Source organism: Klebsiella sp. CN_Kp097, from assembly GCF_040064495.1.
Taxonomy (GTDB): domain Bacteria; phylum Pseudomonadota; class Gammaproteobacteria; order Enterobacterales; family Enterobacteriaceae; genus Klebsiella; species Klebsiella aerogenes.
Genome location: NZ_JBEAIL010000029.1, coordinates 16,735 through 40,110 on the forward strand (window position 1 = coordinate 16,735; position 23,376 = coordinate 40,110).

At 55.5% G+C, this 23,376-nt stretch carries 21 protein-coding genes, 1 pseudogene and 1 other annotated feature; of the genes and pseudogenes, 16 read left to right on the top strand and 6 right to left on the bottom strand.

Features of this window, described 5'->3' with window-relative positions:
* The first annotated feature begins 42 nt into the window (after window positions 1-42).
* Complete coding sequence (gene nadR / locus ABLV07_RS21750; protein WP_020079664.1) at window positions 43-1,275, top strand: multifunctional transcriptional regulator/nicotinamide-nucleotide adenylyltransferase/ribosylnicotinamide kinase NadR; 1,233 nt, start codon at window positions 43-45, stop codon at window positions 1,273-1,275.
* Window positions 1,276-1,372: 97 nt separating this feature from the next.
* On the opposite strand, the gene ettA is transcribed toward nadR, so the two are convergent.
* A complete protein-coding gene (gene ettA, locus ABLV07_RS21755) occupies window positions 1,373-3,040 on the bottom strand; it encodes an energy-dependent translational throttle protein EttA (protein ID WP_015368373.1) in 1,668 nt (555 codons plus the stop codon).
* A 219-nt stretch (window positions 3,041-3,259) separates the two neighbouring features.
* On the opposite strand from ettA, the gene sltY reads away from it, so the two are divergent.
* Window positions 3,260-5,197 carry a murein transglycosylase gene (sltY, locus tag ABLV07_RS21760; protein WP_045365402.1) on the top strand — a complete coding sequence of 646 codons (1,938 nt, stop codon included), beginning with the start codon at window positions 3,260-3,262 and terminating at the stop codon, window positions 5,195-5,197.
* Between the two features lie 87 nt (window positions 5,198-5,284).
* Window positions 5,285-5,611: a trp operon repressor gene (gene trpR / locus ABLV07_RS21765; protein WP_015368371.1), complete on the top strand. Its 327-nt coding sequence runs from the start codon at window positions 5,285-5,287 to the stop codon at window positions 5,609-5,611.
* On the opposite strand, the gene yjjX is transcribed toward trpR, so the two are convergent.
* A complete protein-coding gene (yjjX, locus tag ABLV07_RS21770) occupies window positions 5,598-6,113 on the bottom strand; it encodes an inosine/xanthosine triphosphatase (protein ID WP_015704327.1) in 516 nt (171 codons plus the stop codon). The two genes, trpR and yjjX, sit on opposite strands and share 14 nt — an antisense overlap.
* Before the next feature lie 113 nt (window positions 6,114-6,226).
* Here yjjX and gpmB point away from each other — a divergent pair, with 113 nt between their 5' ends.
* Entirely contained in the window at window positions 6,227-6,874 is a 648-nt protein-coding gene (gene gpmB, locus ABLV07_RS21775) for a 2,3-diphosphoglycerate-dependent phosphoglycerate mutase GpmB (RefSeq protein WP_015704328.1), read from the top strand.
* On the opposite strand, the gene robA is transcribed toward gpmB, so the two are convergent.
* Entirely contained in the window at window positions 6,871-7,740 is an 870-nt protein-coding gene (gene robA / locus ABLV07_RS21780) for an MDR efflux pump AcrAB transcriptional activator RobA (protein WP_020079662.1), read from the bottom strand. The two genes, gpmB and robA, sit on opposite strands and share 4 nt — an antisense overlap.
* 208 nt (window positions 7,741-7,948) lie before the next feature.
* Between robA and creA the strand changes: the two genes are divergently transcribed.
* The 4 genes and pseudogenes from creA (at window position 7,949) to creD (ending at window position 11,963) form a co-directional block, all read left to right on the top strand.
* Window positions 7,949-8,422, top strand: coding sequence for a protein CreA (creA, locus tag ABLV07_RS21785; protein ID WP_015368367.1), 474 nt, complete (start codon window positions 7,949-7,951; stop codon window positions 8,420-8,422).
* 12 nt (window positions 8,423-8,434) lie between these two features.
* Window positions 8,435-9,124 (top strand): annotated as a pseudogene (gene creB / locus ABLV07_RS21790) (two-component system response regulator CreB).
* A complete protein-coding gene (creC, locus tag ABLV07_RS21795) occupies window positions 9,124-10,548 on the top strand; it encodes a two-component system sensor histidine kinase CreC (protein ID WP_348853831.1) in 1,425 nt (474 codons plus the stop codon). Before creB ends, creC begins: the two are co-directional and overlap by 1 nt.
* A gap of 59 nt (window positions 10,549-10,607) precedes the next feature.
* Complete coding sequence (creD, locus tag ABLV07_RS21800) at window positions 10,608-11,963, top strand: cell envelope integrity protein CreD (protein ID WP_032713281.1); 1,356 nt, start codon at window positions 10,608-10,610, stop codon at window positions 11,961-11,963.
* A 65-nt stretch (window positions 11,964-12,028) separates the two neighbouring features.
* Here creD and arcA read toward each other — a convergent pair whose 3' ends face one another.
* Entirely contained in the window at window positions 12,029-12,745 is a 717-nt protein-coding gene (arcA, locus tag ABLV07_RS21805; protein ID WP_002887843.1) for a two-component system response regulator ArcA, read from the bottom strand.
* A 95-nt stretch (window positions 12,746-12,840) separates the two neighbouring features.
* Between arcA and yjjY the strand changes: the two genes are divergently transcribed.
* From yjjY to thrC, 6 genes are all read left to right on the top strand, one after another.
* Window positions 12,841-12,981: a protein YjjY gene (yjjY, locus tag ABLV07_RS21810; protein ID WP_001541509.1), complete on the top strand. Its 141-nt coding sequence runs from the start codon at window positions 12,841-12,843 to the stop codon at window positions 12,979-12,981.
* Window positions 12,982-13,377: 396 nt separating this feature from the next.
* On the top strand, window positions 13,378-14,064 hold the full coding sequence (locus ABLV07_RS21815) for a tRNA/rRNA methyltransferase (RefSeq protein WP_032706622.1): 687 nt from the start codon (window positions 13,378-13,380) through the stop codon (window positions 14,062-14,064).
* A 210-nt stretch (window positions 14,065-14,274) separates the two neighbouring features.
* Window positions 14,275-14,343, top strand: a complete 69-nt coding sequence (gene thrL, locus ABLV07_RS21820; RefSeq protein WP_004222578.1) for a thr operon leader peptide — start codon at window positions 14,275-14,277, stop codon at window positions 14,341-14,343.
* Window positions 14,282-14,400, top strand: a sequence feature (Thr leader region). Its footprint overlaps the gene before it by 62 nt.
* Window positions 14,401-14,425: 25 nt before the next feature.
* Window positions 14,426-16,888, top strand: a complete 2,463-nt coding sequence (gene thrA, locus ABLV07_RS21825; protein WP_042892484.1) for a bifunctional aspartate kinase/homoserine dehydrogenase I — start codon at window positions 14,426-14,428, stop codon at window positions 16,886-16,888.
* A gap of 1 nt (window position 16,889) precedes the next feature.
* The gene (gene thrB / locus ABLV07_RS21830) at window positions 16,890-17,819 is read left to right on the top strand and encodes a homoserine kinase (RefSeq protein WP_020079659.1); all 930 of its coding nucleotides are present in this window, start codon (window positions 16,890-16,892) and stop codon (window positions 17,817-17,819) included.
* 3 nt (window positions 17,820-17,822) lie between these two features.
* On the top strand, window positions 17,823-19,103 hold the full coding sequence (gene thrC / locus ABLV07_RS21835; protein WP_015368359.1) for a threonine synthase: 1,281 nt from the start codon (window positions 17,823-17,825) through the stop codon (window positions 19,101-19,103).
* Between the two features lie 50 nt (window positions 19,104-19,153).
* Here the strand turns inward: thrC and yaaA are convergent, their stop codons facing one another.
* Window positions 19,154-19,927 carry a peroxide stress protein YaaA gene (yaaA, locus tag ABLV07_RS21840; RefSeq protein ID WP_348853832.1) on the bottom strand — a complete coding sequence of 258 codons (774 nt, stop codon included), beginning with the start codon at window positions 19,925-19,927 and terminating at the stop codon, window positions 19,154-19,156.
* A gap of 77 nt (window positions 19,928-20,004) precedes the next feature.
* Window positions 20,005-21,435, bottom strand: a complete 1,431-nt coding sequence (locus ABLV07_RS21845; RefSeq protein WP_032713285.1) for a sodium:alanine symporter family protein — start codon at window positions 21,433-21,435, stop codon at window positions 20,005-20,007.
* A gap of 202 nt (window positions 21,436-21,637) precedes the next feature.
* On the opposite strand from ABLV07_RS21845, the gene tal reads away from it, so the two are divergent.
* Window positions 21,638-22,591, top strand: a complete 954-nt coding sequence (tal, locus tag ABLV07_RS21850) for a transaldolase (protein ID WP_032715979.1) — start codon at window positions 21,638-21,640, stop codon at window positions 22,589-22,591.
* A 110-nt stretch (window positions 22,592-22,701) separates the two neighbouring features.
* Complete coding sequence (gene mog / locus ABLV07_RS21855; protein ID WP_015368355.1) at window positions 22,702-23,289, top strand: molybdopterin adenylyltransferase; 588 nt, start codon at window positions 22,702-22,704, stop codon at window positions 23,287-23,289.
* Window positions 23,290-23,376: the final 87 nt, after the last annotated feature.

The window sequence follows — 23,376 nt, forward strand, 5'->3', positions numbered from 1 at the left end:
GACGGGTAGCAAACCCGAGTTTGCAGGAGGCACGCATAAACTATGTCGTCATTCGACTATCTGAAAAACGCCATTAAGCAAAAGGGTTGTACGCTGCAGCAGGTGGCGGAAGCCAGCGGGATGACCAAAGGTTATCTCAGTCAGCTATTAAACGCGAAAATCAAAAGCCCGAGCGCCCAGAAACTCGAAGCGTTACACCGCTTTCTCGGCCTTGAATTCCCGCGCAAACAAAAAAGCGTCGGGGTGGTTTTTGGTAAATTTTATCCGCTGCATACCGGGCATATTTACCTGATTCAGCGCGCCTGTAGCCAAGTCGATGAGCTTCATATCATCATGGGCTATGACGACACTCGTGACCGCGAGCTGTTCGAGGAGAGTGCCATGTCGCAACAGCCGACGGTTCCCGATCGTCTGCGCTGGCTGCTGCAAACCTTTAAATATCAAAAAAACATTCGCATCCATGCCTTCAATGAAGAGGGGATGGAGCCGTACCCGCACGGCTGGGATGTCTGGAGCCGTGGGATCCGCGCCTTCATGAGTGAAAAGGGAATCGAGCCAAACTGGATTTATACCTCAGAAGAGGCCGATGCGCCGCAGTATCTGGAGCATCTGGGGATCGAAACCGTGCTTATCGATCCGAAGCGAACCTTCATGAGTATCAGCGGCGGCCAGATCCGCGAAAACCCGTTCCGCTATTGGGAATATATTCCGACTGAGGTAAAGCCGTTCTTTGTGCGTACGGTGGCGATCCTCGGCGGCGAGTCGAGCGGTAAATCGACGCTGGTGAATAAGCTCGCCAATATCTTCAATACTACCAGCGCCTGGGAGTATGGCCGCGATTACGTCTTCTCACACCTCGGCGGCGATGAAATGGCGTTGCAGTATTCCGATTACGATAAAATCGCGCTGGGGCACGCACAGTACATTGATTTCGCGGTGAAATACGCCAATAAGGTGGCGTTTATCGATACCGACTTCGTCAGCACTCAGGCCTTCTGCCTGAAGTACGAAGGCCGCGAACATCCGTTCGTGCAGGCGTTAATCGATGAATATCGCTTTGATCTGGTGATCCTGCTGGAAAACAACACGCCGTGGGTGGCCGATGGGTTGCGTAGCCTCGGCAGTTCGGTAGATCGCAAAGAGTTTCAGACGCTGCTGGTGTCGCTGCTGAAAGAAAACGACATCGAATTTGTCCACGTGGAAGAGTCGGACTACGACGCCCGGTTCCTGCGCTGCGTTGAGCTGGTGAAGCAGTTGATGGGCGAGCAGGGGTAGGCTTTTTGCCGGATGGCGGCGTGAACGCCTTATCCGGCCTACAAGTGCTACACGCCTGGTAGGCCGGATAAGCGTAGCGCCATCCGGCACTTACAGATTACTTGGCAATGCGTTTGTACTTGATACGCTTCGGCTCCAGCGCATCGGCGCCGAGGGTGCGTTTCTTGTACTCTTCGTACTCGGTAAAGTTACCTTCGAAGAACTCAACTTTACCTTCATCCTGGTAATCCAGAATGTGGGTCGCGATACGGTCAAGGAACCAGCGGTCGTGCGAGATAACCATGGCGCAACCCGGGAACTCCAGCAGGGCGTTTTCCAGCGCGCGCAGGGTTTCGATATCCAGGTCGTTGGTTGGTTCATCGAGCAGCAGGACGTTACCGCCGACCTGCAACAGCTTCGCCAGGTGCAGACGACCACGCTCACCGCCGGACAGTTCGCCAACGCGTTTGCCCTGGTCGACGCCTTTGAAGTTAAAGCGGCCAACGTAGGCGCGGCTCGGCATCTCGGTGTTGCCGATCTTCATGATATCCAGGCCGCCGGACACTTCTTCCCAAACGGTTTTGCTGTTGTCCATCGCGTCGCGGAACTGATCGACGGAAGCCAGTTTAACGGTTTCACCCAGCGTGATGGTGCCGGAATCAGGCTGTTCCTGGCCGGACATCATGCGGAACAGGGTGGATTTACCCGCGCCGTTCGGACCGATGATACCGACGATAGCGCCTTTCGGTACGGAGAAGCTCAGATCGTCAATCAGTACGCGGTCGCCGTAAGATTTGCGCAGATTGCTGACTTCCAGAACTTTATCGCCCAGACGCGCTCCTGGCGGAATGAACAGTTCGTTGGTCTCGTTACGTTTCTGGTATTCGACGTTGTTAAGCTCTTCAAAGCGCGCCAGACGGGCTTTACCCTTAGACTGACGGCCTTTCGCGCCCTGGCGAACCCACTCGAGTTCTTTCTCGATAGATTTGCGGCGTGCAGCTTCCTGAGAAGCTTCCTGCGCCAGACGCTGATCTTTCTGCTCCAGCCAGGAGGAGTAGTTGCCTTCCCACGGAATACCTTCGCCGCGGTCAAGTTCGAGGATCCAACCGGCGACGTTATCGAGGAAGTAACGGTCGTGGGTAATCGCTACCACGGTGCCTTCGAAATCGTGCAGGAAGCGTTCCAGCCAGGCGACGGATTCGGCGTCGAGGTGGTTAGTCGGTTCGTCGAGCAGCAGCATGTCTGGTTTTTCCAGCAGCAGACGGCACAGCGCGACGCGGCGGCGTTCACCACCGGAAAGATTGGCGATTTTCGCATCCCAGTCCGGCAGGCGCAGGGCATCAGCCGCACGCTCCAGCTGTACGTTCAGGTTATGGCCGTCGTGCGCCTGGATGATCTCTTCGAACTTGCCCTGTTGCGCGGCAAGCTTATCGAAGTCGGCATCCGGCTCGGCGTATTTGGCATAAACTTCGTCCAGGCCTTTCAGCGCGTTAACCACTTCGGCGACCGCTTCTTCAACGGATTCGCGCACGGTGTGCTCCGGATTCAGCTGCGGCTCCTGCGGCAGATAGCCGATTTTGATGCCGGGCTGCGGGCGCGCTTCACCTTCGATCTCGGTGTCGATACCGGCCATGATGCGCAGCAGGGTAGATTTACCGGCGCCGTTCAGACCGAGAACACCGATTTTCGCGCCAGGGAAGAAACTGAGGGAGATATTTTTCAAAATATGACGTTTCGGCGGAACCACTTTGCCGACACGATGCATGGTATAAACGAATTGAGCCACGTTGGACTTCGCCTCTTTCTATTCTGATAGATAGTTCAAAGGCGAAGTGTAGCCTTTTTCGCGCGGTAATCCCAGCGAGGCGACAGGATTCACAGAAGCGTAAAAAAATGTTCAGGACATGGCATGTTTTCAGTTGTCTGATTAGCATAACTAAGCAATACCTGAATTTTTTGAAGCGGCACGATGCCGCGGTGATGCACCAAACTAGAGGAAGAGCTTGTGGAAAAAGCCAAAACTACGGCATGGCGTCTTCTGGCTGCCGGCGTGAGTCTGCTGACGCTAAGCCAGCTGGCGCATGCGGATTCACTGGATGAACAGCGCAGCCGCTATGCTCAAATTAAACAGGCGTGGGACAACCGCCAGATGGATGTCGTCAACCAGTTGATGCCCACGCTCAGCAGCTATCCGCTGTATCCCTACCTGCAATATCGACAAATTACCGATGACCTGATGAACCAGCCGCCGCTGGTGGTCACTAATTTCATTGCGGCGAACCCGACCCTACCGGCGGCGCGTTCGCTGAAATCACGCTTTGTTAATGAGCTGGCGCGGCGCACCGACTGGCGCGGCTTACTGGCGTTCAGCCCGGATAAACCGGCGACAACCGAAGCGCAGTGTAACTACTACTACGCCAAACTCAGCGTCGGCCAATCGCAGGAAGCCTGGAGCGGGGCGAAAGAGCTGTGGCTAACCGGCAAGAGCCAGCCAAATGCCTGCGATCCGCTGTTCAGCGCGTGGCGCGATTCCGGGCAGCAGGATCCGCTGGCCTATCTCGAACGAATTCGTCTGGCGATGAAGGCGGGCAATACCAGTCTGGTCCGCGTGCTTGCTCAACAGATGCCGTCAAACTATCAGAGCATCGCTTCGGCGGTGGTGGCGTTAGCCAACGATCCCAATAGCGTGATGACCTTTGCCCGCACCACCGGGGCCACTGACTTTACCCGCCAGATGGCGGCGGTCGCTTTTGCCAGCGTCGCGCGTCAGGATGTAGAAAACGCTCGTCTGATGATCCCGTCGCTGGTGCAGGCGCAGCAGTTGAATGAGGATCAAACCCAGGAGCTGCGCGATATTGTCGCCTGGCGCCTGATGGGCACCGATGTGACCGAAGCGCAGGCGGAGTGGCGCGATGACGCCATCATGCGTTCGCAATCAACCTCGCTGGTGGAACGCCGGGTACGTATGGCGCTCGGCAACGGCGATCGTCATGGGCTGAACACCTGGCTGGCGCGTCTGCCGATGGAGGCGAAAGAAAAAGACGAGTGGCGCTACTGGCAGGCGGATCTGCTGCTGGAGCGCGGGCGCGATGACGAAGCGAAGACGATCCTGCATTCGCTGATGCAGCAGCGCGGCTTCTATCCGATGGTTGCCGCTCAACGTCTGGGCGAAGAGTACACCTTCCGCATTGATAAAGCCTCCGGCACTATTGACCCGGCGCTGGCCTCTGGCCCGGAGATGGCGCGCGTTCGCGAGCTGATGTACTGGAACATGGACAACACCGCGCGCAGCGAATGGGCGAACCTGGTGAGCAGCCGGACCAAATCGCAGCAGGCGCAGCTGGCGCGTTACGCGTTTGATCAACACTGGTGGGATCTCAGCGTGCAGGCGACGATCGCGGGTAAATTGTGGGATCAACTGGAAGAGCGCTTCCCGCTGGCGTACAACGATCTGTTCGCACGTTACATTAGCGGCAAAGATATTCCGCAGAGCTACGCGATGGCGATTGCGCGTCAGGAAAGCGCCTGGAACCCGAAAGTGCGTTCACCGGTCGGCGCCAGCGGCTTGATGCAGATTATGCCGGGCACGGCGACGCATACCGTCAGCATGTTCAGCATTCCTGGTTATAGCGGCCCGTCTCAGCTGCTGGATCCGGAAACCAATATCAACATTGGTACCAGCTACCTGCAGTACGTCTACCAGCAGTTCGGCAATAACCGCATTTACGCTTCCGCCGCCTATAACGCCGGGCCAGGACGCGTACGCACCTGGCAGGGCAATAGCGCCGGGCGCATCGATGCGGTGGCATTTGTCGAGAGTATTCCGTTCTCGGAAACCCGCGGGTACGTAAAAAACGTCCTCTCTTACGATGCCTATTACCGCTACTTTATGGGCAAGCAGGATAACTTGCTGAGCGACGCCGAATGGCAACAGCGTTACTGATCGTCCGTAAGTATGTTATTCTTTGTACTCGTTGATGAGTACATTCGACGGGCAGCCTGGCTGCCCGTCTCAACATGGCGACGTAACATGACCCAACAATCTCCCTATTCAGCGGCAGTGGCCGAACAACGTCATCAGGAGTGGCTGCGCTTTGTGGCGCTACTGCAGCAGGCCTACGCCGAAGATCTTCACCTGCCGTTACTGCAGCTGATGCTGACGCCCGACGAGCGCGAAGCGCTGGGCACCCGGGTGCGTATTATTGAAGAGCTGCTGCGCGGCGAGATGAGCCAGCGCGAGCTGAAAAACGAACTCGGCGCCGGTATTGCCACGATTACTCGCGGCTCAAATAGCCTGAAATCGGCACCGGTAGAGCTACGCCAGTGGCTGGAACAGACGCTGCTTAACGATAAATAGCGTTATGGAATGGGCTGAGCGCCAGTACTACCGCCTGATGGTAGACGCTGCTGCGCGTCAGCTTACCCGCGGTAAAGACGCCGATAGCGCCCTCTTTGCGGCCTATCTGGTCGATCCCGGTATGTTGCGACATGACCGGCCCCAGCGCTTCTCCGGCGCGAACCTGCGCAAGGATCGCCTCCGGCAGCGGCAGGGTTGCCGAGCGCGCTTCGCCACGCTGCTGCCGGCTCTCAATCACTACCCAACTGAAGGTGCTGCCTTCGTCGATCCCGGCTTCGATCGCTACCCAAAAATCGGCTTCCGGCTGTGCGATCCGGGCATTAGCGACACGATTTCGTGCGCCAGCCCGCGTTTCCTCGCTGCCGAAGGGTTGTTCCGGCACGCCGCTCTCGACGGCGACGGACTCAATATGGCAGGATCCTTCGCCGAAGATCTCGTTAAAAGCCTGCAGAATTGCCTGAATTTTGGCGGGATTAGTGGTAGCTGAGACAACATGGTGCATAATCAAAACAACTCAGAATTAATTAACGTCATCGCAGTATACTCTAAATCACTCTGGCGGCAGCCGATCGCGCTGCTCGTTGAATGATGAAGGGTTCAGAACGGAAAATAAGCATGTTACAGGTATACCTTGTTCGCCACGGTGAAACGCAGTGGAACGCCGAGCGACGTATTCAAGGCCAGTCCGATAGTCCGCTGACCGCTCACGGTGAGCGCCAGGCATGGCAGGTTGGCGAGCGCGCCAGAACGCTGGGGATTACCCATATTATCGCCAGCGACCTCGGCCGTACCCGCCGCACGGCAGAAATTATCGCCGAAGCCTGCGGTTGCGGCGTGGTCACCGATTCACGCCTGCGCGAACTGGATATGGGGGTGCTGGAGAAGCGACATATCGACTCGCTTAGCGAAGAAGAGGAGGGCTGGCGCCGTCAGCTGGTCAACGGTACGCCGGATGGCCGCATTCCGCAGGGCGAATCCATGCAGGAGCTGAGCGAGCGTATGCGCGCGGCGCTATCGTCTTGTCTGGAGTTACCGCCAGGGAGCCGGCCGCTGCTGGTGAGTCATGGGATGGCGCTCGGCTGTCTGGTGAGCACGATCCTCGGACTGCCTGCTTATGCGGAGCGTCGTTTGCGCCTGCGCAACTGTTCGATTTCACGTGTTGATTACCAGCAGAGCCCGTGGCTGGCGTCAGGATGGGTGGTGGAGACTGCGGGGGACGTTTCGCATCTCGATGCCCCCGCGATGGACGAACTGCAGCGTTAGCGACGAATCGGAATCAGGTACTCGCAGCGCAGCTGAATTGGCGTGGCCTGGTTCCGGTTATCATCTTCCGGATAGAAGCGTTCAATATCCAGGCCCTTACGGCGGGTGAGGTTGAGCATCGGCATACAGGTGCCGTACACCGTCAGGATAAACTCCTGCAGCCCGGTACCTAACCCTTCGTAGGTGAACATCACATACTCGCCGCCTTCCAGAATCACCGGATGGGAATTATGCAGGTGGCCGTTCGCCAGCTCTGGCGTCAGCGCGGTGGTGTAGAACACCTCCTGCTCGTCATCTTTTTCCAGGCTTGGACGCGGTTCATGCAGGCCGTACAGCGTCGGCGGAATGCTGGGCGCGTTGCCGAGGAATTCGCGCCAGAACTGAACGCGCATCTGGTTACGGAATTCAGAAATCTCTTCCAGCTTACAGGTATAGCTTTGGGTCACGCCGACCAGTTGCGTGGTGCTCAGGGTCACGAATTCATGCTTCGGCATGGTAAATTCACCGAGGCGCAGCGGCGGACGCATCCCAAACGAGCTCCAGTCCGCAGAACGGCGATAGAGCGCGGGGGTCAGGTTAAACTGTTTTTTAAAGGCGCGGGTAAACGTCTGCTGAGAATCGAAGCGGTACTGTAGCGCGATGTCGAGGATCGGACGTGCGGTCAGGCGTAGCGCAACGGCGGATTTTGACAGGCGACGTGCGCGAATATAGGCACCGATAGCTTGACCCGTGACGTCTTTAAACATACGTTGCAAATGCCACTTGGAATAACCTGCCTTCGCCGCCACATTATCCAACGAGAGGGGCTGATCCAGGTGACCTTCCAGCCAGCTCAGGAGATCGCGAATAATCCCAGCTTGATCCATAAAATGTCCCCATCCTTTAAACTCAGGTACCTATATTAAGGTAGCGGATAATAGCATTTTTTGATGTTTTAGCATTCAGTGTTTTTTTTGCTTTTAAATGCGATTATCTGGTGGATATCGTTAGTAATTTTGTAAAGCTGTGATCTTTAAACCTTTTCCACAGCGTTTGTGATTATCACGCAGCGGAATTTTAAGAAATGGTAACAATATGAAATACAAGAAGTTAGTAGCAGGGTTGTTCTTACTGGCGGCGGGCCAACTGGCGCACGCCGAGCAAATTGGCTCCGTCGATACGGTATTTAAATGGCTGGGGCCGGATCACAAAATCGTAGTCGAAGCCTTCGACGATCCCGATGTACAGAACGTCACCTGCTATATCAGCCGGGCGAAAACCGGCGGTATTAAAGGCGGGTTGGGACTGGCGGAAGATACCTCAGACGCCGCTATCTCCTGTCAGCAGGTCGGGCCGATTGAGCTGACGGACAAGATCAAAAACGGCAAAAGTCAGGGCGATGTCGTGTTCCAGAAACGTACCTCGCTGGTGTTCAAAAAACTGCAGGTCGTTCGCTTCTTTGACGCTAAACGTAATGCGCTGGTGTATCTGACCTATTCGGATAAAGTGGTCGACGGCTCGCCGAAGAATGCCATCAGCGCCGTGCCAATCATGCCCTGGAATAAATAAACGGGAGTCGCAATGCAACAGCCACGGATTTGGTTAGTTGAGGATGAACAGAGTATCGCCGATACCCTTGTTTACATGCTGCAGCAGGAAGGATTCGACGTGACCGTTTTCGGGCGCGGGTTGCCCGCGCTTGATGCGGCGCTGCATCAGATCCCGGATTTAGCGATCCTCGACGTTGGTTTGCCCGATATTAGCGGCTTTGAACTATGCCGACGACTGCTGGCGCGCCATCCGGCATTGCCGCTATTGTTTCTGACCGCACGCAGCGAAGAGGTTGATAAGCTGCTGGGACTGGAAATTGGCGCTGATGACTACATCGCCAAACCATTTTCGCCGCGCGAAGTTTGCGCGCGGGTACGTACCGTTCTGCGTCGGCTACAGAAATTTTCAGCTCCTTCGCCGGTGGTGCGCGTTGGCGAGTTCCTGCTGGATGAGCAGGCGATGGCGATAAGCTGGTTTGGCTAACCGTTGAATCTGACGCGTTACGAATTCCTGCTGCTGAAAACCCTAATCAACGCCCCCGGTCGCGTATTCTCCCGCCAGCAGCTGATGGAACTGGTATGGAGCGATGCCTACGAGAGTATCGATCGCACCGTCGATACCCATATCAAGACCCTGCGCGCCAAGCTGCGGGCGGTGAATCCGAATGTTAACCCTATTAATACGCATCGCGGTTTGGGCTATAGCCTGGGAGGCTGTTGATGCGTATCGGGATGCGCCTGCTGCTGGGTTATTTTTTGATTGTCGCCATTGCCGCGTGGTTTGTGCTCTCAATATTTGTGCAGGAAGTCAAACCGGGCGTGCGTCGGGCAACGGAAGGCACGCTTAACGATACTGCAACGCTACTGGCGGCGCTGGCTCGTGATGACCTGCTTTCGGCAAACCCGCAGCAAGGGCGGTTGGCGCAGGCGTTTCAGTCGCTTAATCAGCAGCCCATCAACGCCAATATCAGCGGTATCAGGAAAATGCGCAATGAGTATCGCGTCTATCTGACGGATGCTCAGGGAAAGGTGGTGTTTGACTCCAGCGGGCAGGCGGTGGGCCAGGATTATTCGCGCTGGAACGACGTCTGGCTGACCCTACGCGGCCAGTACGGCGCGCGCAGCACGCGCAGCGATCCTGATGATGATAATAGCTCAGTCATGTACATTGCCGCACCGGTAATGGATAACGGCCGTATCATCGGCGTGGTGAGCGTCGGCAAACCTAATCTGGCCATGACGCCGGTGATTAAACGCAGCGAGCGGCGGATCCTGTGGGCTGGCGGCGCGTTGTTGGGGATCGCTTTACTGATCGGCGGTGGGATCGTCTGGTGGATTAACTTCTCAATTGGCAAACTGGTGCGTTACGCCGATTCGGTGACCGCCGAGCGTCCGCTACCTCTACCGAACGTCGGTAGTCGCGAGCTAAGCAAGCTGGCGCAGGCGCTGGAGAGCATGCGCGTGAAGCTTGAAGGCAAAAACGCGATTGAAAACTATGTCTACGATCTTACGCATGAACTCAAAAGCCCTCTGGCGGCCATTCGCGGCGCGGCGGAGATCCTGCGCGAGGGGCCGCCGCCCGAGATCGCCGCGCGTTTCACCGCCAATATTCTTGCGCAGAATACGCGCATGCAACTGCTGGTGGAAAAACTGCTGCAGCAGGCGCGGCTGGAAAATCGTCTGGAGATAACGCCGCAGTTGGTTTCGGTTGATGCGCTTTTCCAACGTCTGGCTGAAGACTGCGACATTGCGCTGACGGCGAAGGCCATCACCTTACGCTGGCAGGAGAGCGGGGTAACGGTGAATGGCGATAGCGAACTACTGGGGCAGGCGCTGGGCAATCTTATCGACAATGCGATTGACTTTACCCCCCGCGGCGGCGAAATTTCCCTGGCGGTAGAGATGCGTAATGAAGAGGCGTGGTTGAGCGTCACGGATAACGGTAGCGGAATTCCTGATTTTGCGCTGGAGCGCATCTTTGAACGCTTTTACTCGCTGCCGCGTGATGACGGCCATAAAAGCAGTGGTCTTGGCCTGGCGTTCGTTCGTGAAGTCGCGCGTCTACATCAGGGCGATATTAGTTTGCACAATCGCCCCGAAGGCGGCGTGGTCGCGACGCTACATCTTCACCGTCCCTTCACATAGCTTCAAACACACTGCACATAGCCCCCTTACAGTGAGCCCATCACGATTGGGAGAAGGCTATGATGAAATCACCGTTGTTCTGGAAAATTAGTACGTTGTTGGGCTGTATTTTGCTGTTGTCCGTGCCGCTGATGATGGTCAGAGCGCTTATTGTCGAGCGGGCGGACTATCGTAGCGATGTTGTGGATGCGATAGAGCACAGCACCAGCGGTTCACAAAAGCTGGCCGGGCCGCTGATCGCCATCCCGGTAACCGAGACGCTGACCCGAATGGAGAACCAAAAAGAGGTCGAATATCAGCGTAGCTGGATCTACTACTGGCTACCGGAATCGCTGGCGGTCAGCGGCGCGCAAAATGTGGAGTCGAGAAAAGTCGGCATTTACAGTGGGCAGGTCTGGCATAACACCCTGCAAATTAAGGCGCAGTATGATCCTACGCGGCTGACGGAGCTGAAAAAAGCGAATACCACGTTAGGAAAGCCGTTTTTAGTTCTCAGCGTGAGCGATGCCCGCGGCATAGGCGCCATCAACGCGCCAGTCATTAACGGTACGGCACTGGTCGTTGAACCGGGGCTGGGATTGAACGGCGGCGGTATGGGCATTCATATGCCGATGCCGGCATTAACCGCAGACAACAAACCGCTGGAGATTGCTTTTACCCTCGATCTTAATGGTACCGGCGACTTCTCCGTCGTACCGTTGGGCCGCAACAGCGAGCTGCGGCTAACCAGTAACTGGCCGCATCCGGGATTCCTGGGCAACTTCCTGCCTACAAAGCGTGAAGTGAGCGCCTCGGGTTATAGCGCGCACTGGCAAAGCAGCTGGTTCGCCAACAATATGGGCAGCTATTTCAACGATGATACCGATATTGAATGGCCGCGTTTACCCGCCTTCAGCGTGGACGTGATGTCGCAGGCCGATCAATATCAGCTCACCGATCGGGCGACTAAATACGCCATCCTGTTAATCGCGTTAACTTTTATGGCCTTCTTCGTTTTCGAGAGCCTGACGCATCGCCGTCTGCATCCAATGCAGTATCTGCTGGTGGGGTTATCGCTGGTGATGTTCTACCTGGTGTTGCTGGCGCTCTCGGAACATGTTGGGTTTACGCCTGCCTGGGTCGTTGCCAGCCTGATTGGCGCGGTGATAAACGGCGTTTATTTACAGGCGGTACTGAAAGGGTGGCGTAATAGTCTGTTATTTGTTGCAGCGCTACTGCTGCTGGATGGCGTGATGTGGTTACTGTTGCGTTCTGAGGATAGCGCGTTGCTGCTTGGCACCGGAGTGCTACTGCTGGCGCTGTGCGCGTTGATGTTCCTGACCCGCCGCGTGGACTGGTACGCCTTGTCACTACCGCAAAGCAATCCGGAAAAACCGCAAAGTAAGGATGACGACACGTTACGTATCTGGAAGTAAAAGAGACATAAAAAAACAGCGCCAGAAGGCGCTGTTTTTGCATTATAGCTGCGGCATAACCGAAGTTATTCCTGCAGATCGCCACAGAAGCGGTAACCTTCACCGTGAATAGTGGCGATGATTTCCGGGGTATCCGGCGTGGATTCGAAATGCTTACGAATGCGACGAATGGTCACGTCCACGGTACGGTCATGCGGCTTCAGCTCGCGACCGGTCATTTTCTTCAGCAGCTCTGCGCGCGACTGGATTTTGCCCGGGTTTTCGCAGAAGTGCAGCATCGCGCGGAATTCACTGCGCGGCAGCTTATACTGCTCGCCGTTTGGGCTCACCAACGAACGGCTGTTGATATCCAGTTCCCAACCGTTGAACTTGTAGCTCTCAACGCTGCGACGCTCTTCGCTCACGGTACCGAGGTTCATGGTACGGGAGAGCAGGTTACGCGCGCGGATAGTCAGTTCACGCGGGTTAAACGGTTTAGTGATATAGTCATCGGCGCCGATTTCGAGGCCAAGAATTTTATCAACTTCGTTGTCGCGGCCGGTAAGGAACATCAGCGCGACGTCAGCCTGCTCACGCAGTTCACGCGCCAGCAGAAGACCATTTTTACCTGGCAGGTTGATATCCATGATCACCAGGTTGATATCATTTTCAGACAGGATCTGATGCATTTCCGCGCCATCGGTCGCTTCGAATACATCATAACCTTCTGCTTCGAAAATACTTTTTAACGTGTTGCGTGTTACCAACTCGTCTTCAACGATAAGAATGTGCGGGGTCTGCATGTTTGCTACCTAAATTGCCAACTAAATCGAAACAGGAAGTACCAAAGTCCCTGACCTGCCTGGTACATGCCACAAATTAACATGTCCGGCGTAACATGACTAAAGTACGTAATTGCGTTCTTGATGCACTTTCCATCAACGTCAACAACATCATTAGCTTGGTCGTGGGTACTTTCCCTCTGGACCCGACGGTGTCAAAAACGGCTGTCATCCTAACCATTTTAACAGCAACATAACAGGCTAAGAGAGGCCGAACACCCAATAAAACTACGCTTCGTTGACATATATCAAGTTCAATTGTAGCACGTTAACAGTCTTGTGAAATCATTGCATCGATTTGCGACTTATCGTCACATTTCTTACACAGCTCAATTAGTTGCAACTATGAATTAATAAATGCAGTGAATCCTAAGCCTGTGGGCAAATGAAAACTGAAATATCATTGCCAAACATATGGATAAATGCGTTCTGTTAACATACTCCGTATTGGTGTCCAATGTGAACAGTTTAGTTTTTTTTAAGAGTAAGAAAGCCCATTTTTAGTGATTTTTGTTGCAAATTTGTAAATTTTCGCCGCGTAAAATGGGGGAGACCGCAGAGTCGCGCTGCGTAAGAGGATAAAGAGAAGCACAATGCGTTTATCAATTATTTTGGTGGCGCCCGCCAGGGCGGAGAACGTGGGCGCGGCGGCGCGAGCGATGAAAACCATGGGATTCAGCGAATTGCGGATTGTCGATAGCGAAGCGCATCAGCAGCCCGCCGCGCGCTGGGTGGCGCATGGTTCGGGAGATATTTTAGATAATATAAAAACCTACCCGACGCTTGAGCAGGCCCTGCACGATGTCGACTTTACCGTCGCCACTACCGCCCGCAGTCGCGCGCGTTTTCACTACTACGCCACGCCGCAGCAGTTGCTACCGCTGCTGGAAGAAAAAGCACAATGGATGAAACATACGGCGCTGGTCTTTGGCCGTGAAGATTCCGGATTAACTAACGATGAACTGGCGCTGGCCGATGTGCTTACCGGCGTGCCGATGGTCGCCGATTATCCCTCCTTGAATCTTGGGCAATCGGTGATGGTGTATTGCTATCAGCTGAGCTCACTGCAGCAGCAGACTGCGGTTCAGCAGCCTGAAACCGACGAAAAACAATTGCAGGCGCTTCGTCAGCGGGCGCTTTCACTACTTGGACGGTTGGGGGTCGATGACGACATGAAACTGGCCGACTGGCTACAACAGCGAATCGGGCTGTTACAGCAGCGCGACACCGCCATGCTGCATCGTTTGTTGCATGATATTGAAAAAAGTCTCCCGGAATAAAATACCGTAATAAGTTTTTTTTATAGTTTTGTGTACTGATTGCAATAGCAACAGTCTGGTAATGCGGCGGAAATATCGGGGTGCTGTGGCGGAATGATGGTGTTGGTTGAAAAGTCGCCAATTTAGAAATTCGTTGACTTAAGCAGGCAGATACTTTAACCAATATAGGCAGGACACAAGACAGATAAAAATACAGAGTACACAACATCCATGAATCGCATCGGCATGATTACCACCATTATCACCACCACCATTACCACAGGTAACGGTGCGGGCTGACGCGTACAGGAAACAACAGAAAAAAGCCCGCACCTGAACAGTGCGGGCTTTTTTTTTGACAAGAGATCAAGGGGTAAGAACCATGCGAGTGTTGAAGTTCGGCGGTACATCAGTGGCAAATGCAGAACGCTTTCTGCGAGTTGCCGATATTCTGGAGAGCAATGCCAGGCAGGGGCAGGTTGCGACCGTGCTGTCTGCCCCGGCGAAAATTACTAACCATCTGGTCGCGATGATTGAAAAAACTATCAGCGGCCAGGACGCTCTGACCAATATCGCCGACGCCGAACGCATCTTTGCCGACCTGCTGCAGGGACTGGCCGACATGCAGCCAGGCTTCCCGCTCGCACAGCTGAAAACCTTCGTTGATCAGGAATTTGCGCAGATTAAACACGTCCTGCACGGTATCAGTCTGCTGGGCCAGTGCCCGGACGGCGTTAACGCCTCGTTGATCTGTCGCGGTGAAAAGCTCTCTATCGCTATCATGGCGGCGTTGCTGGAAGCGCGCGGTCATAAAGTCAGCGTGATTAACCCGGTCGAAAAACTGCTGGCCGTCGGCCACTACCTTGAATCCACTGTCGATATTACTGAATCCACTCGCCGTATCGCCGCCAGCCAAATCCCGGCAGACCACATGGTGCTGATGGCCGGTTTTACCGCCGGCAATGAAAAGGGTGAACTGGTGGTGCTGGGGCGTAATGGCTCTGACTATTCCGCAGCCGTGCTGGCCGCCTGTATGCGCGCTGACTGCTGCGAAATCTGGACCGACGTCGATGGCGTTTATACCTGCGATCCGCGTCAGGTACCGGATGCGCGCCTGTTGAAATCCATGTCTTATCAGGAAGCGATGGAGCTTTCCTATTTTGGCGCTAAGGTGCTGCACCCGCGCACCATCGCGCCCATCGCCCAGTTCCAGATCCCATGCCTGATTAAAAATACCGGTAATCCGCAGGCGCCGGGAACGCTTATCGGCGCCAGCCTTGATGAAGACGGCCTGCCGGTAAAAGGGATCTCGAATCTCAACAATATGGCGATGTTCAACGTTTCCGGGCCAGGAATGAAGGGCATGGTTGGCATGGCGGCGCGCGTCTTTGCCACCATGTCCCGCGCCGGTATCTCTGTGGTGCTGATTACCCAATCCTCTTCGGAATACAGCATCAGCTTCTGCGTGCCGCAAAGCGACTGCGCTCGCGCGAAGCGGGTGATGGAAGATGAATTTTATCTCGAATTGAAAGAAGGTCTGCTGGAGCCGTTGTCAATCATGGAGCGGCTGGCGATCATCTCCGTCGTGGGGGATGGGATGCGTACGCTGCGCGGTATCTCGGCGAAATTCTTCGCCGCGCTGGCGCGCGCCAATATTAATATCGTGGCGATTGCCCAGGGCTCTTCCGAGCGCTCAATTTCGGTGGTCGTCAGCAATGACGATGCGACCACTGGCGTGCGCGTGACGCATCAGATGCTGTTTAACACCGACCAGGTCATCGAAGTCTTTGTGATTGGCGTCGGCGGCGTCGGCGGCGCGTTAATCGAACAGATTAAACGCCAGCAGAGCTGGTTGAAGGGCAAGCATATCGATCTGCGCGTATGCGGCGTCGCCAATTCGCAGGCGCTGCTGACCAACGTCCATGGTTTGAATCTGGAAAACTGGCGTGGCGAACTCGCGGAAGCGAAAGAACCCTTTAATCTGGGCCGTTTAATCCGCCTGGTGAAGGAGTATCACCTGCTGAACCCGGTTATCGTTGACTGTACCTCCAGCCAGGCGGTAGCCGACCAGTACGCTGACTTCCTGCGTGAAGGTTTCCATGTGGTGACGCCGAATAAAAAGGCCAACACCTCTTCACTGGATTACTATCACCAGTTACGCCACGCCGCCAGCAGCTCGCGGCGTAAATTCCTCTACGACACCAACGTCGGCGCGGGTCTTCCGGTCATTGAAAACCTGCAGAACCTGCTGAATGCCGGCGATGAACTGCTGCACTTCTCCGGGATCCTGTCTGGCTCGCTTTCATTCATTTTTGGTAAGCTGGATGAGGGGATGAGCCTCTCCGAAGCCACTAAACTGGCGCGTGAGATGGGCTATACCGAACCAGATCCGCGCGACGATCTTTCCGGCGTGGATGTGGCGCGCAAGCTGCTGATCCTTGCCCGCGAAACCGGGCGCGAGCTGGAGCTCTCGGATATTATCGTTGAGCCTGCGCTGCCTGCCGATTTTGATGCCAGCGGCGATGTTGATAGCTTTATGGCGCGCCTGCCGACGCTTGACGATCAATTCGCCGCGCGGGTTGCTAAAGCGCGCGACGAGGGTAAAGTCTTACGTTACGTCGGCAATATTGAAGAAGATGGCGTCTGCCGGGTGAAAATCGCTGAAGTGGACGGTAACGATCCGCTGTATAAGGTGAAGAACGGCGAGAACGCGCTGGCGTTTTACAGCCACTATTATCAGCCGCTGCCGCTGGTGCTGCGCGGCTATGGCGCGGGTAACGACGTAACCGCGGCTGGTGTGTTCGCCGACCTGCTACGTACCCTGTCATGGAAGTTAGGAGTTTAAGATGGTCAAAGTATACGCCCCGGCTTCCAGTGCCAATATGAGCGTCGGGTTTGATGTGCTGGGAGCCGCGGTGACGCCGGTCGACGGCACGTTGCTGGGGGATAACGTCTCGGTAGAGGCGGCGGCGGAGTTTAGCCTGCGTAACGTAGGCCGCTTCGCCGGCAAATTACCGTCGGCGCCGCAGGAAAATATCGTCTATCAATGCTGGGAAGCCTTTTGCCGCGAGATCGGTAAAACGGTTCCGGTGGCGATGACCCTGGAAAAGAATATGCCGATTGGCTCGGGCCTTGGCTCCAGCGCCTGTTCGGTGGTCGCCGCGCTGGTGGCGATGAACGAACACTGCGGCAAGCCGCTGAATGAAAACCGGATGCTGGCGTTGATGGGCGAGATGGAAGGGCGCATCTCCGGCAGCGTTCACTATGATAACGTGGCGCCGTGCTATCTTGGCGGTATGCAGTTGATGATTGAAGAGCAAGGCATCATCAGCCAGCAGATCCCGGGTTTTGATGAATGGTTGTGGGTGCTGGCCTATCCGGGCATTAAGGTCTCTACCGCCGAAGCGCGCGCGATTCTTCCGGCGCAGTATCGTCGTCAGGATTGCATCGCCCATGGTCGCCATCTGGCAGGGTTTATTCACGCCTGCTATAGCCGTCAGCCGCAGCTGGCGGCAAAGTTAATGAAAGATGTTATCGCCGAACCGTACCGTACCAAACTGCTGCCGGGCTTCAGCGAAGCGCGTCAGGCGGCGATGGAAATCGGCGCGCAGGCTTGTGGTATTTCCGGCTCCGGCCCGACGCTGTTCGCGTTGTGCGATAAACCGGACACCGCGCAGCGCGTCGCCGACTGGCTGGCCGCGCATTATCTGCAAAATCAGGAAGGCTTCGTTCATATTTGCCGGCTGGACACGGCGGGCGCTCGAGTAGTGGGATAAGTGATGAAACTGTATAACTTAAAAGATCATAACGAACAGGTCAGCTTCGCGCAGGCCGTGACGCAAGGGCTTGGCAAACAGCAGGGGCTGTTCTTTCCGCACGATCTGCCGGAATTCAACCTGACCGAAATCGACGAAATGCTCGAGCAGGATTTCGTGACCCGCAGCGCGAAAATCCTGTCGGCCTTTATTGGCGATGAGATCCCGCAGAATGAACTGCAGGCCCGCGTGGCTTCGGCGTTCGCCTTCCCGGCGCCGGTCACTCAAGTACAGGATGATGTCGGCTGCCTGGAGCTATTCCACGGCCCGACCCTGGCGTTTAAAGATTTTGGCGGCCGTTTTATGGCCCAGATGCTGACGCATATCGCAGGCGATAAGCCGGTGACGATCCTGACCGCGACCTCCGGCGACACCGGCGCGGCCGTGGCGCATGCCTTCTACGGCCTGCCGAACGTCAAAGTAGTTATCCTCTATCCGCGCGGTAAGATTAGCCCGCTGCAGGAGAAGCTGTTCTGCACCCTGGGCGGCAACATCGAAACCGTGGCGATTGACGGCGATTTCGACGCCTGTCAGGCGCTGGTTAAGCAGGCGTTTGACGATGAAGAGCTGAAAGTCGCGCTTGGTCTCAACTCCGCCAACTCTATTAATATCAGTCGTCTGCTGGCGCAGATCTGCTACTACTTCGAGGCGGTCGCGCAGCTGCCGCAGGAGGCCCGTAACCAGCTGGTGGTGTCGGTGCCAAGCGGCAACTTCGGCGATCTCACCGCCGGCCTGCTGGCGAAATCGCTGGGGCTGCCGATTAAGCGTTTTATTGCCGCTACCAACGCCAACGATACCGTGCCGCGCTTCCTGCAGGATGGCAACTGGGCGCCGAAGGCGACGCAGGCGACCCTGTCTAACGCCATGGACGTCAGCCAACCGAACAACTGGCCGCGCGTGGAAGAGCTGTTCCGCCGCAAAATCTGGCGTCTTAATGAGCTGGGATACGCCGCGGTTGATGATGAAACCACCAAAGCAACCATGCGTGAACTGAAGTCCATCGGCTACACCTCTGAACCGCATGCGGCGATTGCTTATCGCGCGCTGCGCGACCAATTGCAACCGGGCGAGTACGGGTTATTCCTCGGTACCGCGCATCCGGCGAAATTCAAAGAGAGCGTAGAAGAGATTCTGCAGGAGACGCTGCCGCTGCCGAAAGAACTGGCTGACCGCGCCGACCTGCCGCTGCTGTCGCATAATCTGCCGGCTGATTTCGCCGCGCTGCGTAAGCTGATGATGGGCTAATTAAGACTGAAAACACCCCTGTCGCTTACCGGACAGGGGTGTCGTCGTTTTTACTGCTCGTGGCGCTTAAACACCAGTTCGCCTTTCTCCGATGCTTCCCCATCAAAGAAATAGCCTTCGCTATTAAACGCCTGCAGCTGCTCCGGCCTGGTTAAACGGTTTTCAATGATGTAGCGGCTCATCAGACCGCGCGCTTTTTTGGCATAGAAGCTGATCACCTTGAATTTGCCGTTTTTCTCATCGAGGAACACCGGCTTAATCAATTGGCCCCGCAATTTTTTCGGTTTGACCGATTTAAAATACTCATCGGACGCCAGGTTGATGACGATATCGTCGCCCTGGGCCTGCAGCGCCTGATTGAGCTTATCGGTGATGATATCGCCCCAGAAATGATACAAATCTTTGCCCTGCGGATTTTCCAGCTTAATACCCATCTCCAGACGGTAGGGCTGCATCAGATCCAACGGGCGTAATACGCCGTAAAGGCCGGAAAGCATGCGCAGATGCTGCTGGGCAAAATCGAAATCCGCTTCGCTAAAGGTTTCGGCCTGCAGACCGGTATAAACGTCGCCTTTGAACGCCAGTATCGCCTGACGGGCATTCTGCGGGGTAAAGTCCGGATGCCAGTCGTGAAAACGGGTGGCGTTGAGATCGGCCAGCTTATCGCTGATGCTCATCAGCTTACCGATTTGCGGCGCCGTCAGCTTACGGGCGATACCGATAATCTGTTGAGAATGCTCCAGGAGTTCGGGCTGGGTATAGCGCGTCGTTGCCAGCGGGCTTTGATAATCGAGCGTTTTAGCAGGTGAAATCAGAATCAGCATATCCAGTCCTTGCAGGGAATTTCGACGAATTTTAACAAAAAAAGAGTACGGTGGGATCGATTGCTGCGATTACCGCGCTATTCACGCGGTATCTCATCCCAGGCGCCGGGCGCCAGATGTTGCTGAATTTCCGGATAGCGAGCGGGGTCGAAGACCGGTTGCACGCCGAGTTTGCGCTGGCGCAGATAATCGCTGGCGAGGATCCGAACCGTTGGCGACAGCAGCAAAATCGCCGTTAAGTTGGTGATCGCCATTAGCGCCATAATAATATCCGCCAGTTGCCAGACCACCGGAAGACTCACCAGGGTGCCTGTCAGTACCATCAACACGGTGATAACCCGGAGCGTCCAGATATGTAGCGGCTTATTGAGACGCAGGAAGATCAGATTGTTTTCGGCATAAATATAATTGGCGACAATCGAACTAAAAGCGAAGAACAGTAGCACAACAGCCACCAATCCCGGTCCCCAGCTGCCAATAAGATCGCCCATCGCGTGCTGCATGGTTTGAATACCGCTGACCGCACTGTCGCGGTTTTCGCGCGGCGCCAGCATGATAATGACCGCGCTGGCGGTACAGATAACAATGGTATCAATAAAGACGCCAATCATCTGTACGATGCCCTGCGCCGCGGGATGCGGAGGCCATGATGCAGCGGCAGCGGCAGCATTTGGCGTTGAGCCCATGCCTGCTTCGTTGGAAAACATCCCGCGCTGGAAACCGCCGGTAAGCGCCTGGCTGATGGTATAACCCACCGCGCCCGCCGCCGCTTCCTGCCAGCCAAAAGCGCAGCGGAAGATGGTTTCAAAAACCGCCGGCAGGGCGGCGAAGTGCCAGAGGCCAATCAACAGACTGGCGCCCACCCATATCAGAGCCATAAGCGGCACAAACCACTGCATCAATCGCGCCACGCCGCGTAATCCGCGGACGATAATCAACAGCGTTGCGGCAGCCAGCGCGGCGCCGACGGCGACCATCGGCAAATCGAAGGCATAGGCCATGGCGTGCGCCACCGAGTTGGCCTGCACGGTATTAAAAATCACCCCGTAGGCCAGCAGGAGCAGAATCGAGAAGACCACGCCCATCCAGCGCATCTCGAGGCCGCGGGCCATATACCACGCCGGGCCGCCGCGAAACTGGCCTTCGCCATCGCGCTCTTTGTACAGTTGGGCAAGAGAACATTCGGCGAAGCTGCTGGCCATGCCGAGTAGCGCGGAGACCCACATCCAGAACACGGCGCCGGGGCCGCCGGCGGCAATCGCTAATGCCACCCCCGCCAGATTACCGCTGCCGACGCGCGCCGCCAGGCTGGTGCACAGCGCCTGAAAAGACGTTAATCCGCCAGGCTGCGGGCGAAGACTTTTTTTAAGACTTTTGCCAAATTGGCGAATATAACGGAACTGAATAAACTCCGTTCGCCAGGTGAACCAAATACCGGCGCCCAGTAACAGGTAAATCATTACCGAGCCCCAGAGTATTTCATTGATAAACGAGAGAAAATCAGGCATTAAACGTCCTCTTGTCCATGCCGGCGCGCGGTGTAAGCGCTACCACTCCGGTGACAATCCTTTAGCATTCAGATAATTAATATGTCGAGTTTATCACACTCTGCGCTCTTGCATTGTCGGCGGTTGCGCTGACCCTATGGCGTGTTATCATCTTGGCAGACCGGTTACATCCCCTTAACTGCTGTTTAAGAGAAACACTATCATGACGGATAAATTGACTTCTCTGCGTCAGTACACCACTGTCGTAGCTGACACCGGAGATATCGCGGCAATGAAGCTGTATCAGCCTCAGGATGCCACCACCAACCCTTCTTTGATCCTCGGCGCGGCTCAGATCCCTGAGTACCGTAAGCTGATTGACGATGCTGTTGCCTGGGCTCGCGGCCAGAGCAGCGATCGCGCGCAGCAGATTATCGATGCTTCCGACAAACTGGCGGTGAACATCGGTCTCGAAATCCTTAAACTGATCCCGGGCCGTATTTCTACTGAAGTTGACGCCCGTCTGTCCTACGACACCGACGCCTCTATCGCGAAAGCGAAACGCCTGATCAAACTGTATAACGATGCCGGTATCGGCAACGATCGTATCCTGATCAAACTGGCTTCGACCTGGCAGGGCATTCGCGCCGCTGAGCAGCTGGAAAAAGAAGGCATCAACTGTAACCTGACCCTGCTGTTCTCCTTCGCTCAGGCTCGCGCTTGCGCCGAAGCGGGCGTCTTCCTGATTTCTCCGTTCGTTGGCCGTATCCTCGACTGGTACAAAGCGAACACGGATAAGAAAGAGTACGCGCCGGCAGAAGATCCGGGCGTGGTTTCCGTTAGCGAAATCTACGAGTACTACAAGCAGCACGGCTATGAAACCGTCGTGATGGGCGCAAGCTTCCGTAACGTTGGCGAAATCCTTGAGCTGGCCGGTTGCGACCGTCTGACCATCGCCCCTACGCTGCTGAAAGAGCTGGCGGAAAGCGAAGGCGCTGTCGAGCGTAAACTGGCGTTCAGCGGCGAAGTGAAAGCGCGTCCGGAACGCATTACTGAATCTCAGTTCCTGTGGCAGCACAACCAGGATCCGATGGCGGTAGACAAACTGGCGGAAGGTATCCGTAAGTTTGCCATCGACCAGGAAAAACTGGAAAAAATGATCGGCGACCTGCTGTAATCATCCCAGCGTGACCGGGCTACCGGTCACGCTACTTCTTTTGAATCCTGTCTGTAATTCTCTCCAGCGTGTATCATTCCGCTTAATTGCACTATTTGAACGGAATGAATATGAATAAATTACGCATCGGCTTAGTTTCTATTTCTGACCGCGCCTCCAGCGGCGTTTACCAGGACAAAGGTATTCCTGCGTTGGAAGAGTGGCTGGCGCGTGCGCTGACAACGCCCTTTGAACTGCAGACTCGCCTGATCCCTGATGAACAGCCCATCATTGAACAAACGCTGTGCGAGCTGGTTGACGAGATGGGCTGTCATCTGGTGTTGACCACCGGCGGCACCGGCCCGGCGCGCCGTGATGTGACTCCGGACGCAACTTTAGCGATTGCCGATCGCGTCATGCCCGGTTTCGGCGAGCAAATGCGCCAGGTTAGCCTACACTTTGTGCCGACGGCTATCCTCTCCCGGCAGGTTGGCGTCATCCGCAAGCAGGCGCTGATCCTCAACCTGCCTGGCCAGCCGAAAGCGATTCAGGAGACCCTTGAAGGGGTCAAAGACGCGGACGGTAAGGTGCTGGTGCATGGTGTCTTCGCAAGTGTACCTTATTGTGTACAGTTGCTTGAGGGACCGTATGTGGAGACGGAAGCGAGCGTTGTAGCAGCTTTTCGCCCGAAAAGCGCACGGCGTGAAACTTTATCCTGAATTTAATGCATTGCTGATATAACCTGCATCGCCGGTGGTGTGATGTTTTATTTACGGTATAGTGTTTTTTACTTTACACATTGCGTA

Coding starts and splice junctions, on each gene's coding strand:
- nadR (WP_020079664.1), top strand. CDS start 43: ATGTCGTCATTCGACTATCTGAAAAACGCCATTAAGCAAAAGGGTTGT.
- trpR (WP_015368371.1), top strand. CDS start 5,285: ATGACCCAACAATCTCCCTATTCAGCGGCAGTGGCCGAACAACGTCAT.
- yjjX (WP_015704327.1), bottom strand. CDS start 6,113: ATGCACCATGTTGTCTCAGCTACCACTAATCCCGCCAAAATTCAGGCA.
- gpmB (WP_015704328.1), top strand. CDS start 6,227: ATGTTACAGGTATACCTTGTTCGCCACGGTGAAACGCAGTGGAACGCC.
- robA (WP_020079662.1), bottom strand. CDS start 7,740: ATGGATCAAGCTGGGATTATTCGCGATCTCCTGAGCTGGCTGGAAGGT.
- creA (WP_015368367.1), top strand. CDS start 7,949: ATGAAATACAAGAAGTTAGTAGCAGGGTTGTTCTTACTGGCGGCGGGC.
- creC (WP_348853831.1), top strand. CDS start 9,124: ATGCGTATCGGGATGCGCCTGCTGCTGGGTTATTTTTTGATTGTCGCC.
- creD (WP_032713281.1), top strand. CDS start 10,608: ATGATGAAATCACCGTTGTTCTGGAAAATTAGTACGTTGTTGGGCTGT.
- arcA (WP_002887843.1), bottom strand. CDS start 12,745: ATGCAGACCCCGCACATTCTTATCGTTGAAGACGAGTTGGTAACACGC.
- yjjY (WP_001541509.1), top strand. CDS start 12,841: ATGACTAAAGTACGTAATTGCGTTCTTGATGCACTTTCCATCAACGTC.
- ABLV07_RS21815 (WP_032706622.1), top strand. CDS start 13,378: ATGCGTTTATCAATTATTTTGGTGGCGCCCGCCAGGGCGGAGAACGTG.
- thrA (WP_042892484.1), top strand. CDS start 14,426: ATGCGAGTGTTGAAGTTCGGCGGTACATCAGTGGCAAATGCAGAACGC.
- thrB (WP_020079659.1), top strand. CDS start 16,890: ATGGTCAAAGTATACGCCCCGGCTTCCAGTGCCAATATGAGCGTCGGG.
- thrC (WP_015368359.1), top strand. CDS start 17,823: ATGAAACTGTATAACTTAAAAGATCATAACGAACAGGTCAGCTTCGCG.
- yaaA (WP_348853832.1), bottom strand. CDS start 19,927: ATGCTGATTCTGATTTCACCTGCTAAAACGCTCGATTATCAAAGCCCG.
- ABLV07_RS21845 (WP_032713285.1), bottom strand. CDS start 21,435: ATGCCTGATTTTCTCTCGTTTATCAATGAAATACTCTGGGGCTCGGTA.
- tal (WP_032715979.1), top strand. CDS start 21,638: ATGACGGATAAATTGACTTCTCTGCGTCAGTACACCACTGTCGTAGCT.
- mog (WP_015368355.1), top strand. CDS start 22,702: ATGAATAAATTACGCATCGGCTTAGTTTCTATTTCTGACCGCGCCTCC.